Source organism: Jannaschia donghaensis, assembly GCF_001403795.1.
Classification (GTDB): domain Bacteria; phylum Pseudomonadota; class Alphaproteobacteria; order Rhodobacterales; family Rhodobacteraceae; genus Jannaschia; species Jannaschia donghaensis.
Genome location: NZ_CXSU01000005.1, coordinates 173,355 through 187,093, shown reverse-complemented (window position 1 = coordinate 187,093; position 13,739 = coordinate 173,355). Strand labels below are relative to the sequence as shown.

The 13,739-nt window shown below is 67.3% G+C and carries 20 protein-coding genes; 7 read left to right on the top strand and 13 right to left on the bottom strand.

All coding sequences use genetic code 11. The annotated features are described in order from the left end of the window. Positions 1-148: 148 nt before the first annotated feature. Together JDO7802_RS18130 and JDO7802_RS01460 are read left to right on the top strand one after the other, a co-directional pair. Entirely contained in the window at positions 149-493 is a 345-nt protein-coding gene (locus JDO7802_RS18130; RefSeq protein ID WP_187298070.1) for a hypothetical protein, read from the top strand. Beyond that, positions 486-995: a hypothetical protein gene (locus JDO7802_RS01460; RefSeq protein ID WP_055081912.1), complete on the top strand. Its 510-nt coding sequence runs from the start codon at positions 486-488 to the stop codon at positions 993-995. The genes JDO7802_RS18130 and JDO7802_RS01460 overlap by 8 nt, the downstream gene beginning before the upstream one ends. Here the strand turns inward: JDO7802_RS01460 and JDO7802_RS01455 are convergent. Next, positions 992-1,669, bottom strand: coding sequence for a site-2 protease family protein (locus JDO7802_RS01455; protein WP_055081911.1), 678 nt, complete (start codon positions 1,667-1,669; stop codon positions 992-994). The genes JDO7802_RS01460 and JDO7802_RS01455 overlap by 4 nt on opposite strands. 80 nt (positions 1,670-1,749) lie before the next feature. Between JDO7802_RS01455 and JDO7802_RS01450 the strand changes: the two genes are divergently transcribed. Beyond that, positions 1,750-2,433 carry an NAD-dependent deacylase gene (locus tag JDO7802_RS01450; protein WP_055082952.1) on the top strand — a complete coding sequence of 228 codons (684 nt, stop codon included), beginning with the start codon at positions 1,750-1,752 and terminating at the stop codon, positions 2,431-2,433. On the opposite strand, the gene JDO7802_RS01445 is transcribed toward JDO7802_RS01450, so the two are convergent. Next, positions 2,430-2,609: a hypothetical protein gene (locus tag JDO7802_RS01445; protein ID WP_055081910.1), complete on the bottom strand. Its 180-nt coding sequence runs from the start codon at positions 2,607-2,609 to the stop codon at positions 2,430-2,432. The two genes, JDO7802_RS01450 and JDO7802_RS01445, sit on opposite strands and share 4 nt — an antisense overlap. Positions 2,610-2,701: 92 nt before the next feature. Here JDO7802_RS01445 and JDO7802_RS01440 point away from each other — a divergent pair, with 92 nt between their 5' ends. Then, complete coding sequence (locus JDO7802_RS01440; protein WP_055081909.1) at positions 2,702-3,583, top strand: LysR family transcriptional regulator; 882 nt, start codon at positions 2,702-2,704, stop codon at positions 3,581-3,583. A gap of 3 nt (positions 3,584-3,586) precedes the next feature. Here JDO7802_RS01440 and JDO7802_RS01435 read toward each other — a convergent pair whose 3' ends face one another. Beyond that, positions 3,587-3,967: a VOC family protein gene (locus JDO7802_RS01435; protein WP_055081908.1), complete on the bottom strand. Its 381-nt coding sequence runs from the start codon at positions 3,965-3,967 to the stop codon at positions 3,587-3,589. Between the two features lie 73 nt (positions 3,968-4,040). On the opposite strand from JDO7802_RS01435, the gene soxR reads away from it, so the two are divergent. Next, positions 4,041-4,481, top strand: coding sequence for a redox-sensitive transcriptional activator SoxR (gene soxR, locus JDO7802_RS01430; RefSeq protein ID WP_055081907.1), 441 nt, complete (start codon positions 4,041-4,043; stop codon positions 4,479-4,481). Here the strand turns inward: soxR and JDO7802_RS01425 are convergent. The 4 genes from JDO7802_RS01425 to JDO7802_RS18990 all read right to left on the bottom strand — a co-directional run bounded on the left by JDO7802_RS01425 (position 4,478) and on the right by JDO7802_RS18990 (position 7,015). Further along, the gene (locus JDO7802_RS01425; protein ID WP_055081906.1) at positions 4,478-5,206 is read right to left on the bottom strand and encodes an aspartate/glutamate racemase family protein; all 729 of its coding nucleotides are present in this window, start codon (positions 5,204-5,206) and stop codon (positions 4,478-4,480) included. The genes soxR and JDO7802_RS01425 overlap by 4 nt on opposite strands. Before the next feature lie 123 nt (positions 5,207-5,329). Beyond that, on the bottom strand, positions 5,330-5,632 hold the full coding sequence (gene rpmB / locus JDO7802_RS01420; RefSeq protein ID WP_055081905.1) for a 50S ribosomal protein L28: 303 nt from the start codon (positions 5,630-5,632) through the stop codon (positions 5,330-5,332). 91 nt (positions 5,633-5,723) lie between these two features. Then, the gene (meaB, locus tag JDO7802_RS01415) at positions 5,724-6,707 is read right to left on the bottom strand and encodes a methylmalonyl Co-A mutase-associated GTPase MeaB (RefSeq protein WP_055082950.1); all 984 of its coding nucleotides are present in this window, start codon (positions 6,705-6,707) and stop codon (positions 5,724-5,726) included. Between the two features lie 26 nt (positions 6,708-6,733). Beyond that, entirely contained in the window at positions 6,734-7,015 is a 282-nt protein-coding gene (locus JDO7802_RS18990) for a hypothetical protein (protein ID WP_055081904.1), read from the bottom strand. A gap of 112 nt (positions 7,016-7,127) precedes the next feature. Here JDO7802_RS18990 and JDO7802_RS01405 point away from each other — a divergent pair, with 112 nt between their 5' ends. Together JDO7802_RS01405 and hrpB are read left to right on the top strand one after the other, a co-directional pair. Next, the gene (locus tag JDO7802_RS01405) at positions 7,128-7,844 is read left to right on the top strand and encodes a DUF3108 domain-containing protein (RefSeq protein ID WP_055081903.1); all 717 of its coding nucleotides are present in this window, start codon (positions 7,128-7,130) and stop codon (positions 7,842-7,844) included. Beyond that, complete coding sequence (hrpB, locus tag JDO7802_RS01400; RefSeq protein ID WP_055081902.1) at positions 7,841-10,216, top strand: ATP-dependent helicase HrpB; 2,376 nt, start codon at positions 7,841-7,843, stop codon at positions 10,214-10,216. The genes JDO7802_RS01405 and hrpB overlap by 4 nt, the downstream gene beginning before the upstream one ends. Positions 10,217-10,224: 8 nt before the next feature. Here the strand turns inward: hrpB and JDO7802_RS01395 are convergent, their stop codons facing one another. The 6 genes from JDO7802_RS01395 to JDO7802_RS01370 form a co-directional block, all read right to left on the bottom strand. Next, positions 10,225-11,028 carry a hormone-sensitive lipase gene (locus tag JDO7802_RS01395; protein ID WP_245624083.1) on the bottom strand — a complete coding sequence of 268 codons (804 nt, stop codon included), beginning with the start codon at positions 11,026-11,028 and terminating at the stop codon, positions 10,225-10,227. A gap of 67 nt (positions 11,029-11,095) precedes the next feature. Continuing rightward, positions 11,096-11,650: a F0F1 ATP synthase subunit B gene (locus tag JDO7802_RS01390; protein WP_055081901.1), complete on the bottom strand. Its 555-nt coding sequence runs from the start codon at positions 11,648-11,650 to the stop codon at positions 11,096-11,098. Positions 11,651-11,654: 4 nt separating this feature from the next. Next, the gene (locus JDO7802_RS01385) at positions 11,655-12,209 is read right to left on the bottom strand and encodes a F0F1 ATP synthase subunit B' (protein ID WP_055081900.1); all 555 of its coding nucleotides are present in this window, start codon (positions 12,207-12,209) and stop codon (positions 11,655-11,657) included. A 79-nt stretch (positions 12,210-12,288) separates the two neighbouring features. Further along, on the bottom strand, positions 12,289-12,525 hold the full coding sequence (locus tag JDO7802_RS01380; RefSeq protein ID WP_055081899.1) for a F0F1 ATP synthase subunit C: 237 nt from the start codon (positions 12,523-12,525) through the stop codon (positions 12,289-12,291). Between the two features lie 64 nt (positions 12,526-12,589). Further along, positions 12,590-13,345: a F0F1 ATP synthase subunit A gene (locus JDO7802_RS01375; protein ID WP_055082946.1), complete on the bottom strand. Its 756-nt coding sequence runs from the start codon at positions 13,343-13,345 to the stop codon at positions 12,590-12,592. Beyond that, positions 13,338-13,694, bottom strand: a complete 357-nt coding sequence (locus tag JDO7802_RS01370) for an AtpZ/AtpI family protein (RefSeq protein ID WP_055081898.1) — start codon at positions 13,692-13,694, stop codon at positions 13,338-13,340. Before JDO7802_RS01370 ends, JDO7802_RS01375 begins: the two co-directional genes overlap by 8 nt. Positions 13,695-13,739 lie beyond the last annotated feature (45 nt).

Below are 13,739 nucleotides of genomic sequence, written 5' to 3'. Positions count from 1 at the left end.
CGGCGCAATCGTCAGAGCGCCTGAGCCGACCTGTGTTTCCCGTGCCCCGGCGGCGCGGGAAACCGACGCAGCGGGCGCACGCCCGATTGTCAGACCGACCCGCCTCTGGCATCCTGGGGAAAACATCAGGATGGAGGCCGAGCAGCCGATGAATCCGATCAAGACACTGACGGCCCTTGGCCTGGTCCTGGCGTTGTCCGCCTGTGGCGGCGGAGGGTCGGGCGGCGGCGGGGCCGCGCGCGCCTTCGCGACTGGCCCGATCCACTCGGCCTGTCTCAAGGCCGATCGCCGTGCCGCATCGTCCAGCCTGTGTGGCTGCGTTCAGGCGACCGCCAATTCGGAACTGGCCCGCGGAGAGCAATCGCGCGTCGTCGCCTTTTTCCGCACGCCCCATCTGGCGCAGGTCACGCGGCAGTCCGACCGCGCCGGAGATGAGCGGTTCTGGCGCAAGTACAAGGATTTCGTCGCCAAAGCGGAGCGGAACTGTGCGTAGCGCATTTGTCGCGCTGACACTGCTTGCCGCCCCCGCGCAGGCGGAAACCCTGCGCTTTTTCCCGCCCGAAGGTTTCACCGGCGTTCACGCCAGCGACACTGGCACGGTCAAGCTGACGGAATACGTGCACGACGGCGAGGCGCTGGACAGCTGGACCCATGCGATCACCCTGGCCGAGGTTCGCGACAGCGGGCTGAGTGCGGAGGACTACGTGGCGCGCCTGTCGGCTGACATCTCGGAGGCCTGCGGCGAAGCATTCGCGATGGACCCGGATGTCTTCGATGCCGGGGGCCGCACGTCGACCATGTCGATCCACGCCTGCCCGAACCTGAACCGGAGCGGTCGGCCGGAGGTCGACCTTCTGCGCGTCATCGAAGGACGGGATAACACCCTGTTCGTGGTGCAGCGCGCCTGGGTCATCAGCCCCCCGCGCGCGGAATTGATGGAATGGTCGGACTGGATCCGCGCGCTGCAAATCTGCGACGACGCTGGCTGCAGCTAGGGCAGCGCGCGGCCGCGCGCCATCGCGACATGTTGCGAAATCGACGGCATGAAGAACAGCAGAACACCGTAGGTCACGAAAAGATAGAACATCGCCGGGATCCAGGCGATGGCCATGATCGTGCCGACGACCCCGGCCACGCGACCCGCATCCTGCATCGGCAGGACCCGGCGCAATACGAGGTAGAACAGCCGCCCGCCGTCCAGTGGACTGACCGGCAGCATGTTGAGCGCGAAGAGGATCAGGTTGATCCAGGCCAGCGACCCGAGCAATGACGCCAATTCGTACGCCATGTCGGACCGGGGCCCCGCCTCGAAGAAATATCCCGACGCCAGCGACGCGATGGCCCAAAGCGCCAGATTGACGAGAGGGCCTGCAATCACGATCAACTCGTCCCGGCGGGGGTCGGGTTCGGGCCGGTGATAGCACAATCCGCCCCCGCCCCACATGACGATGCGGCTGACGCCGACGCCCTGCACCCGGCATCCCCAGGCATGGCCGAGTTCGTGCAGGAAGATCGAGCCCGCGATCAGGGCGAAGAAGACGATACCATCCACGCTGGTGTCGATCATCAGGAAAACGAAGGCGAGCATCGCGAAGCTGGGCGCGACCTCCACCGGTATACCCATGGGACCGCGGAAGGCGAAAATGGGGGCTTCGGTTCGGGCGAACATCAGGGACCTCGTCATCAGGATGGGTCTGGCCCCAAAATGGGGCCGTGATAGATTTGATGCTGGGCAATTGGGGCAGAGACATGGTGAATATCGTGGTATTATCGGGCGCCGGTCTGAGCGCGGAATCGGGGTTGGGCACCTTCCGCGATGTGGACGGCCTGTGGACGCGGTACGATCTGGCGCAGGTCGCGACGCCCGAAGGCTTCGCGCGCGATCCGGCGCTGGTGCACGATTTCTATAATGCACGCAGGGCGAACATGGCCGATGCCGCTCCGAACGCGGCGCATGTCGCATTGGCGCAGCTGTCGCTGATGCCGGGGGTCGCGCTGGTGACGCAGAATATTGACGACCTGCTGGACCGCGCGGGCGCGACCGACGTGATCCACATGCACGGGGCCTTGTCGCGGGCGCTTTGTGCGGCGTGCGATGCGCGGTGGGACGCCCCGGCGGTGATGACGGCCAAGGATGCCTGCCCCGCGTGCGGCGTGGCGGCGACGCGGCCCGACGTCGTTTGGTTCGGAGAGATGCCTTATGCCATGGCGCGGATCGAAGACCTGCTGGCGCGCGCCGACCTGTTCGTCAGCATCGGCACGTCAGGCACGGTCTATCCGGCGGCAGGATTTGTCGATCTGGCGCGACGGGCCGGTGCGCGGACGCTGGAATTGAACCTGGAGGCATCGGGCGGAGCCTTCGATGCCGTTCGAACCGGCCCGGCGACCGAGGTGGTGCCGGGCTGGGTGGCGGAGATAGCGACCGGCGTTTAGCGCGGCAGGCGGCGTTCCCAGTTGATGCACAGACGGCTGTCGTCGTCCTGCTGCCGCTGATGCTCGATCACGGTCAGATCAGACGCGTCGACCATGCCGGACGTGGTGCCCGATGACGCGCGCAAGGCCGAGCGGGTCGCACGCGGCGTGGCGAAGAAAGCAAGTTTCGGTGTCATAGCGTATCCTCCGGTTGTCATCATTCCCATTGCTACACAGCAAAACGGCGCGCTATGCAAAGCATTATGAATTCTGAATTGATAGCTGAACTATGAATTGGGCCGATCTGCCATCCCTGCCCGCGTTGCGCGCTTTCGAGACGGCGGCCCGCCTGGGCGGCTTCAGCCCCGCCGCGCGGGAGTTGAACGTGACCCCCGCCGCCATCGCGCAGCACGTCCGCACGGTCGAGGCGCATCTAGAGACGGCGCTGGTGCAACGCGACGGGCGCGGCATCGCGGTCACCGATGCCGGTCTGCGCCTGGCCGACGGGTTGAGCCAGGGCTTCGCGGCGATCGCGGATGCGGTGGATCAGCTGCGCGCCGATCAGGCCATCCGGCCCCTGTCGCTGGCGGTGACGCCGGGGTTCGCGGCGGAATGGCTGATGCCGCGGCTGGGCGATTTCTGGATGCGCCATCCGGACATTCAGGTGAACATCCTGCCCGATGTCGGGTTGGCCGACCTGCGATCCGACGGGGTCGATATGGCCATCCGCTGGGGCGACGGCGCTTGGCCGGGGGTGAATTCGGAGTTGCTGACCGAAGGCGATTTCTGGGTCGTGGCCCATCCCCGCCTTCTGGGCGGGCGGAAGGTCGGCACGTTGGAGGAGGTGCGCCACCTGCCCTGGCTGCTGGAACATTACGTGCTGGAACGGCGCGACTTGCTGGCGCAGGCGGGGCTGAACCCGGATGATTTGACCGTGAAGGTGATGGCGACCAATGCGCTGTCGCTGGCGGGCGCACTCAACGGGCTGGGCGTTGCGGTGATGTCGCGCCCGGTGGTCGAGCGGGAGGTGGCGGCCGGGAACCTGGTGCGCATCTGCGACCTGACGGAGGCACCGCTGGGCTATCACATGGTCACATTGCCCGGACGGCGGTCGGAGCGTCTGCGAATCTTGCGCAAATGGCTGCGCGCGCAGGTGACGACCGCCGTCTGAGGATCAGGCATAGGCGACCACTTCGATCTCCACGCCCTCGGGTCCGTCGAAGTAAAAGCGACGTCCGGGTTCGTAGGCCGCGTGGTTATGCGGGTGGTATCCGGCGGCGACGACGCGCGCTTCCACCTGGTCAAGGTCGTCGACGACGACGCCCAGATGGTTGAGGCCACCGCGCGTGACGTAAGTGTCCACCCCCTGCCCCGCGCCAGCGCCGGGTTCATAAAGGGCGAGGTAGCTGTCAGCCCCTCCGACGTGGACGGAGCGTCCGGCCCCGCCAAGGACGTCGCCGGACCAGCGGACGGACCAGGCGAAGACGGCGCACAGGACGTCGGCGAAAGCCTCGGCGTTCCCGACGGTCAGATTGGCGTGTTCGAGGCGAGCCATGAAATCGTTCCTTTCGATGGTTGACGCCCCCGGTCTGCGACCTCAACCATAGTCGAGGTCAAGGAGAAATTTCATGGTGCAACCGGAATTGTCGATTGGGGACGTCGCGGCCCGCACGGGGCTGAGCATCAGCCAGATCCGCTTCTACGAGGATAAGGGCCTGATCGCGCCGCCGCGCGATGCGGGCGGGCGACGGCGGTTTCCACGGGCGGAATTGCGGCGTCTGTCCTTCATTCGCATCGCCCAGCGGCTGGGATTGTCGCTGCGGCGAATCAAGGTCGCGCTGGCCGGGGTGCCGGTCGACCGCGCGCCCACGCCTGCCGACTGGACGCTGGTGGCCGAAGACCTGCACGCCGAACTGACGGAACGCATCGAAGTGATGACGCGTCTGCGCGACCGGCTGGAAGGATGCATCGGCTGCGGGTGCCTGAGCATGAAGGTCTGCCCGCTCTACAATCCTGACGACGCCGTGGGCGCGGGGCGTCCGGGCGCGGGCCTTGTCGAGCGGCCCTAGCCGTCCAGTGCGACGCGGACGGCCGCCTCGCAGTGCAGCTCGGTGGTGTTGAACATCGGCAGGTCCGGCGCATCGTCGGGGCGCAGCAGCAGGAAGATTTCCGTGCAGCCCAGGATCAGACCCTGGGCCCCTTCGTCCCGCGCCAGGCGACGCGCGATTTCAAGATATGTCTGGCGGGACGCATCGCGGATGTCACCGCGCACCAATTCGTCGAAGATGATGCGGTCGATGTCTGCCATTTCGTCCAGCGTCGGAACCACGATCTCCAACCCGAATTTGTCGCGATAGCGGTCGCGGATATAGTCCATCTCCATCACCGGGCGCGTCCCGAACAGCGCGACGCGCGACAGCCCCGCATCCCGGATGGTCACACCCGTCGGATCGGCGATGTGGATCAGGGGGATATCGTGGTTCGCGACGATCGCCTCCAACGGCGCGTGCAGGGTGTTGGACACGCAAAGCAGGACATCCGCACCGCCCGCGACCAGACCCGCAACCTTGCCATCCATATAGGCGGCCAAGGCATCCCAGTCGCCCGCGCGCACGAAGGATTCGATGTTGCCGAAATTCATGCCGGAAATCAGCGTCTCGGCGATGTCCCAACCACCAACGCGCCGGTTCACGGCTTGGTTGAGGAACTTATAGTATTCACCGGTCGCCACATTGGAGGACCCGCCAAGGATACCGATCGTCTTTTGACGCAGGGGGCGGTGCAGGACAGTCATGGCAGGCTTTCGCAGATTGGCGATAGCGTGTCAGATCATCGGGGGTCGGATCAAGGCAATCTGGGCAAGAAAAAGGCCCCTCAAAGGGGCCAATTTCGATCAGTGTTTCGCAGGTGCGGCCAATCAGGCTTCCAGAGCGGCTGCCGTGTCCGAAGACTTGGCAATGCTCTTTTTGATCTTCAGGGCGCGGTCGGACAGGTTCACGTCCTTTTCCTTGGCCAGGAAGGCGTCCAGACCACCGCGGTGGTCGACGGTCCGCAGTGCCGCAGCCGAAATGCGCAGCTTGAAGCTGCGGCCCAGGGTTTCCGACTGCAGCGTGACGTCGTTCAGGTTCGGCAGGAAACGACGACGCGTGCGGTTGTTCGCGTGGCTGACGTTGTTGCCCGACATCGGGCCTTTTCCGGAAAGTTCGCAGACGCGCGACATGGGGCCACCTCTGGTTGAAGGGTTATAAAATAGGGGCAGGGCCGAAAACGGCCCCGCGGTCGCGGCGTGATAGGCGGCGGGGCACCGAAGGTCAAGCGCCGCGCAGCATTTCCAGCAGATCGACCGCTGCCGCGCGCGCCGCCCGACGGCCCGACGCGACGTCGCGCGCCATTTCGGCCATGCGCGCGCGGGTTTCCGGTCTGTCCAGCTGTGCCAGCAGGCCAGCGCGCACCTCTTCGGCGAACCAATGGGCGGCCTGCTCGGCGCGCGTCGCGTCCCAGTAACCGTTCGCACGCCGCCAGTCGGCCAGGCTCTGCATCTCGGACCAGGCCTTCTCCAGCCCCGACGATTCGAGGGCCGAGACGGCAAGCGCCTTGGGGAACCCGTCGGGGTCGTTGGGCCGTTTGCGCAAAAGCCGCAGGGCGCCCGCGTAATCGGCCACGGTGCGCCGGGCCGTCGATTTCAGCTCGCCGTCCGCCTTGTTGACCAGGATCAGGTCGGCGATTTCCATGATGCCGCGTTTGACCCCCTGCAATTCGTCCCCACCCGCCGGTGCCAGCAACAGGACGAACAGGTCGGAGATCTGCGCGACCAAGGTCTCGGACTGGCCGACGCCCACCGTCTCGATCAGCACGACGTCGAAACCGGCGGCTTCACACAGGCTGACGGCTTCGCGCGTGCGGCGGGCGACGCCGCCCAGATGGCTGGACGCCGGGGACGGGCGAATGAACGCCTTGGGATCGCGGGTGAGGTAATCCATCCGCGTCTTGTCGCCCAGGATCGACCCGCCGGTACGCGCGCTGCTGGGGTCGACCGCCAGAACGGCGACGCGCTGTCCCTGCCCCGTTAGCATCAGGCCGAATGTCTCGATAAAGGTGGACTTGCCCACGCCGGGTGTGCCCGACAACCCGATCCGCAACGCCTGCGCCTGCGTCACCGCGCGCAACCCGTCCAGCAGGGCGGCGGCGCGGTCGCGGTGATCGGGCCGCGTGCTTTCCACCAGCGTGATCGCGCGGGCCAGCGCCCGGCGGTCGCCGGCAAGGACAGGATCGTGCAGCGGATCGCGTGTGGTCATGGGATCGGGATGCCCGCCCGGTCGCGTCATTGCAAGGCGTAGCACAGGCGGGCGGCCATCGCCTCCGACGCCACCCGGGTCGGCGGCGTCAGATGGTCTTGCGTCACGGTGAAGCCGCCCGGCGCGTCGACGTGGCAGGCAGAGATGATGTCGGTCGGGTCGTGCTGCGCAATAACATTCAGATGCGCATGCGCCACCCCGAACCCGTGAACGACGTATCCCATTCGCAAGGGCCGCAACACACGCCGCGCGGCCCGCGCCAGCCGTTGCGCGGTGACCATGATATGCGCCGCAAGCGCATCGTCCATGTCGGTGAAATGATCGATGTGATCGCGCGGGTGGCAGGGGGACGCAACGGGTCGCAGGTGACGCTGCCCCGCGACTGCGCTAAGGCGGTCCGAACCCGGTCCGGAGGTCCCTATGCCGCTTCGTTTGATTGCCGTCGCGCTGCTGGCGCTCACCCCTCTGGTCGCGCAGGCCGAAGACGTCGATGCGCGTTTCGACGTGTCGTTTCGCGGCGTCGTCGGGGGACAGATCGCGCTGAGCGCACGGGACGACGGCGGCAGCTATGTCGTCACCGCGCAGGGCCGGCCCACGGGAATCGCCGGTGCCTTGGTCAAGTACCAATACGACGGCACCGCGCGCGGCACCGTGCGGGGCGGCCGGCACGCCGTCACCCGCTACGAGGAGCGGGAGCTGGACGATGGCACGCTGACGGGGGCCACGATGACCTTCGACGGGGGACGCCCCACCAACGTCACCTTCGACCCGCCCCGCCCGGCCGAGCCCTGGGACATCGAGCCGACCGCCCAGTCGGGTGTGATCGACACGCTCAGCGCGCTTTACCTGATGGTGCGTCCCACCGATGCGGCGGGGGCCTGCGATCAGCGTTACGACCTGTTTGACGGGCGCCACATCTCTCGTTTGACGCTGGGGGCGGCCCAGACGGGCGATGGCGGGACGATCCGCTGTTCCGGCGAATACCGACGGCTAAAGGGCTACTCCCCCGAGGAGATGGCCAAGCGTCCGCGCGTGCCGATGACCGTGATCTATGGCCCGACGCCCGACGGTCGCGTCCAGGTTCAGGAAATCCGCGCGACGTCGCGTCTGGGCGACGCGGTGCTGCGACGGAAATGACCCCGCGTCCCGACGTCGGCCTGCCCATCGACGACGCGCTGCCCGACATTTTGGCGGCGGTGCGGACGCACGGGTTGTGCGTGTTGCAGGCTCCGCCGGGGGCCGGCAAGACGACGCGCGTGCCGCTGGCCCTGCTGCCGGTCATCGAAGGACGGATCATCCTGCTGGAGCCGCGGCGCCTGGCGACGCGGGCGGCCGCCGTGCGGATGGCCGAGACCTTGGGCGAGCAGGTGGGCCAGACCGTCGGGTTCCGGATGCGCGGCGCGTCCGAAGTGTCGAAAGCCACGCGCATCGAAGTCGTCACCGAAGGCATCCTGACGCGCATGGTGCAGGCCGATCCCGAACTGCCGGGGGTGGGCGCGGTCATCTTCGACGAATTTCACGAACGGTCCCTGAACGCGGATCTGGGTCTTGCCCTGACATGGGAGGCGCGACAGGCGCTGCGCCCCGACCTGGCGGTTCTGGTGATGTCGGCGACGCTGGATGCCGAGCCGGTGGCCCGGATGCTGGGCGCGCCCGTGGTCACGTCCCAAGGGCGCAGTTTCCCGGTGGAGCGCCGCTGGCGCGACCGCCCCCCACCCGACGGACAACGCCTGGAGGCGCAGGTCGCGGCCCTGGTGGTCGAGGCGTTGGACGCCGTCGACGGCGACGTGCTGGCCTTCCTTCCGGGCGAAGGCGAGATCCGGCGCTGCGCCGCGCTGTTGCAGGGCGTCGCGGCGGACGTGCGCCCCTTGTTCGGGGCCCTGCCCTTCGCCGAGCAGCAGGCCGCGATCCGACCGGGGCCCCGCCGCAAGGTGGTGCTGGCCACATCCATCGCCGAAACCTCCCTGACGATCGAAGGCGTGCGCGCCGTGGTCGACGGGGGCCGGGCGCGACGGGCCCGGTTCGACCCCGCATCGGCCATGTCCCGGCTGGTGACGGAACGCGTGACACGCGCGGAGGCGACGCAACGGGCCGGGCGCGCGGGTCGCGTCGCGGACGGCATCGCCTTCGCCAACTGGACGCGCGGGGAGGAAGGCGCGATGCGGCCCTTCCCCGACCCCGAAATCGCGAACGCCGACCTGTCGGGCCTGGCGCTGGAACTGGCGGTCTGGGGCGGGGGCGCGGCGGATGTGGAGGGCGACCTGGCGTTCCTGACCCCGCCCCCCGACGCGGCGCTGGCCGAGGCACGCGCGCTGCTGACCGACCTGTCCGCGCTGACCGCGGGGCGCATCACCGACCACGGGCGCGCGCTGGCGCGGCTGCCGCTGCATCCCCGTCTGGGGCACATGGTGCTGCGCGGCGGACGGGGGGCGGCGGCGCTGGCGGGGGTGCTGTCGGCGCGCATGGGGCCCGGATCGGTGGATCTGTCGGAGGTTCTGCGCCGCCCGTCGCAGGAGGCCCGGGCCGAGGCCAAGCGGTTGAAACGGTTCGAGGCGGGGCCAAACCTGAACGCGGCGCAACAGCTGGCCCTTGCCTACCCCGACCGCATCGGCCTGCGCCGGGACCGTGACGCGCCCCGGTGGCTGCTGTCGGGCGGCAAGGGGGCCCGAATGGACAAGGGCGACGTGCTGTCGGGCGCGCGGCTGATCGTGGCCTGCGATCTGGACGGCGACCTGACCGAGGCGCGCGTGCGCCGCGCCCTGCCGATCGCCGAGGCCGATCTGCGCGACGTGCTGGGCGACCGCATCGAATGGGTGGACCTGTGCCACTGGTCGGTGCGCCACCGGCGGGTGGAGGCCCGGCGGCAGGAGCGGCTGGGCGCCATCGCGCTGGAGGATCGGCGGTGGGACGACGCGCCACCCGAAGCCGTTGCGGCGGCTGTGCTGGAGGGGGTGCGATCGCTGGGCCTGGAGTGCCTGAACTGGACGAAACGCGCCCGTCTTTACCGGGCGCGCGTCGCTGCCTCGGGCGTGGCGGATGTGTCCGACGCCGCGCTGACGGACGCACTGGACGATTGGTTGCTGCCGTATGTGGAGGGTGCGAAGGACGCAGATGCCCTCAAACGCCTCGACCCGTTCGATGCCCTGCAGGCCTGGCTGGGTTGGGACGCGATGCGGCGGGTGGATGCGGCGGCCCCGGCGCACTACCGTACGCCGCTGGGGCGCAAGGTGCCCATCGACTATACCCCCGACATTCCCACCGTGTCGCTGCGCCTGCAGGAGGTGTTGGGCGAGACATCGCACCCCATGGTGGGCCGCGTGCCGCTGCGCATGGAATTGTTGTCCCCCGGTCAGCGGCCCGTGGCGATCACACAAGATTTGCCGGGCTTCTGGGCGGGGGCCTATGCCGATGTGCGGCGGGACATGCGCGGCGCCTATCCGCGCCATCCCTGGCCCGAAGACCCGACCGCCGCTGCCCCCACGACGCGCGCGAAACCCCGCGGGACCTGAACGACGGCTCAGCCCAGCAGGTCACGCATCAACGGGGAGGCCGGATCACGCAACGCGTCGATCACGTCGAAATGGTGCCGGTTCGGCGTGCAATGGACCGGAATATCCCATGCGTCGCCCAGTGCATCGGCCATCTGCAGGAAACTCGGCCGTTCCTTTTCGCCGACGTGAACGGCGATGCGGGGTCCGGGCACGGAAAGGCCCAAAACGGGGCTTTCGGCAGCAGCCTCCGCCCCGTCGAGGTGCAGGTCAGCATTCATCGACAGCGCCACGAAGGGACGCAGGTCGGTGACCGGGCTGATGGGCACGCAGGTCACGATGCGGTCGATGCAGGCGGGGGCGGCATTGGCCATGACCATGCGCGCCACAAGATGACCGCCCGCACTGTGCCCCGTCAGATGGATCGGGCCGGGGACACGCGCCGCGGCGGCATCGACAGCCCGCGCGATCAGTCGGGTGATGTCGCGGATGCGCACGGCCGGGGCAAGGGGATAGCCGACGACGGCGACGGCGTGGCCACGGGCCAACGCACCGGATGCGAAATGGGACCAGTCGGACCGACCGAAGCGAAGCCAGTAGCCACCATGGACAAACACCACCAGCCCTTCGGGCGCGCCGTCGGGGTGGAACAGATCGAAGGCCGCACCGGGGACGTCGTCGTAAGGTATATCAAGGGTCGCGGGGGTCCGGTCCCGAAACGTGGCGGCATCGGTCGCCCACCGGGGCGGATAGTCCACCGCGCCGTCGATATGATCGGCGTTCGCATAGGCATCGTCGAGCGTGGCCCGATCCATCGTCTGCCAACCCTGCATCGCCGTCCCCCTCACGACAAAGGGCACCCCTGAAGGGTGCCCCGGAATTTCACCCGATACGGCCGGGTCAGTGCAGCTTGGCCGCGACCTGCTCGATCGATGCATCGATCATGGCGTTCGCCTCGTCCGCTGTCATCTGCTTGGCGACGACTTCGCCGGCGGCCGCGATTGCGACGGTGATCGCAGTGTCGCGCACTTCCCGAACGGCGGCGTTCTGCGCGCTGCCGATCTGATCTTCAGCGGCGGCCAGACGGCGCGTGACCGAGACTTCCAGGTCGGCGCGGGCCTGATCGGCGGCCGCAGTCGCGTCCGACTTGGCGGCGGCGACGATGTCATCCGCCTGTGCCTGTGCTTCGCGGGTCTTACGCTCGTAGGAGGCAAAGAGAGCCTGGGCTTCGTCGCGCAGGGCCTTGGCTTCGTTCAGATCGCTCTGAATCCCCTCGGCGCGGGCATCAAGCTGCTTCGTCAGCAGCGTCGGCACCTTGAAGTAGAGAAGGATGCCGATGAAGACGAGGAAGCCGAGCGTGACGACGAAATCGGTGTTCGACAGGCTGAAGAACGGACCGGTCGCGGCCAGAGCTGGCGTGGCGGTCAACAAGAATGCGGGCAGAATTAGGCGCATCGGATCAGTTTCCCTTCACGCGGGCATCGACGGCGGCGTTTACCGTGGCGGCGTCGGCCTTGCCGCCCAGGGCCTTCACGATCTCGGCGGCGACGTCGCGGGCGACCTCCGCCACGGAGGCGGGGGCACCGGCGCGGATTTCGTCGATGGCCTTCTGGCTCTCGGCGGATTTTGCGGCGATCTTTTCGTCCGCCTGGGCGATCGCGGCGTCGAGGTCGGCCTTGATGGCGGCGCGCGCCTCGTCCGATATGCGCTGCGCTTCGGCGCGGGCGTCGGCCAGCGCCTTCTCATAGGCGGTCTCGGCTTCGACGGCTTGCCGCTTGAGGTCTTCGGCGGCGGCCAGATCGTTTGAAATGGTGCCTGATCGTTCGGCCAGCACGGCGCTGACACGCGGCAGGGCGATCTTGGTCAGGATCAGGTAGATGGCGACCAACGTGACGAGCAGCCAGAAGATCTGGTTCCCGAACCAGGCATCGCACAGCTGCGGCATGCCGATGGCATTGCCCAGAGTGTTGACACATTCGCCGGCAATATCTTGTTGATATGGTTCGGTGGCCATTGTTCCGTCCCGTCAGGTCGATTGGGATCCCGCGGGGAGCCATGGCCCCCCGCCGGTCGTGATATCTTCGGTCGCTATCTTAGACGGCGAACATCAGCAGCAGCGCCACCAGGAACGAGAAGATGCCCAGAGCTTCCGCGAAGGCGATGCCGATGAAGAGCGTCGCCGTCTGCGAGTTTGCGGCGGACGGGTTGCGCAGAGCACCCGCCAGGAAGTTGCCGGCAACGTTGCCGACACCGAGGGCCGCGATGCCCGAGCCCATGGCCGCGAGGCCAGCGCCGAGGAATTGACCGAGGTTTGCGATATCGCCTTCCATGGGGAGTCTCCTTGATATGGAATGGTTCGTTAAGGTCGGGAGAGGCGCGTCCTGCGCCAAACCGTCAGTGGTTCGGGTGCAGTGCGTCTTTGAGATACACGCAGGTGAGGATGGTGAAGACGTAGGCCTGAATGAAGCCCACGAGGACTTCCAGGCCGTAGATCGCAGCGACGCCAAGGATGGCGAAGGGAGAGATCGCGGCGACCTGGGCGAAGCCGGCGAACACCTTGAGCACGGCGTGACCGGCCGTCAGGTTGCCCGCGAGCCGAATGGAGTGGCTGACCGGACGCACGAAGTACGAGATCAACTCGATCACCGCCAATACCGGGCGGATCGCCAGCGGGGCGGACGTGACCCAGAACAACCCCAGAAACGAGGCACCGTTCTTGACGAAACCCAGGATCGTGACCGCAAAGAACACCGCAAAGGCAAGAACGGCGGTCACGCCGATGTGGCTGGTGGGGGAGAACGACGACGGGATCAGCGCCAGGAAATTGGCGAACAGGATGAACAAGAAGAGCGTGAAGATATAGGGGAAGTACTTCACCGCGTCCTTGCCGGTCACATCCTCGACCATCTTGTAGACGAAGCCGTAGGCCAGCTCGGCCACCGATTGCCCGCGGTCTGGAATGATGGCGCGGCCCCGTGTGGCGAAGACGAACAGGCCGGCGACGCAGACAACGGCCAGACCCATCCACAACGTCAGGTTGGTGACGGTGTACCAGGAAACCGGATCGCCGTATTCGCCGAACAGCGGCTTGATCATGAACTGATCCATCGGGTGGAAGCTCAGCCCGCCTTCGGCACTCGGTTCAGCCATCGTGGTCCCCATCTTTCGGCGCGCCTGCGCCCGGTTCCTTCAAGGCGACGCTCGGATCGAGGCGCCCCTGTATCTCTCTTGCGGAGGCGATCATCGTCTTCACACCGGCCACGAAGCCCAGAAGAACGAACACGACCATCAGCCAGGGGCTTGTCCCCAACAGATAGTCCAGCCCGTACCCGATGCCGAACCCGATCCCGAGTCCCGCGACGAGTTCGATCACCATCCGCCAGGCAAGCTGCGCCTGGGAATAATGCTCCTCCATGTGGTGCTTTTCGTCCGTCGGACGCTTCGCGGCAAGCTTGGCCTCAAGGGCGGCAAGGCGGTCAGCGTCGGGTTCGTCGGACATGGAGCACCCATGGCAAGTCGGGCATGGTCTAGGCGGCGGCGCGAC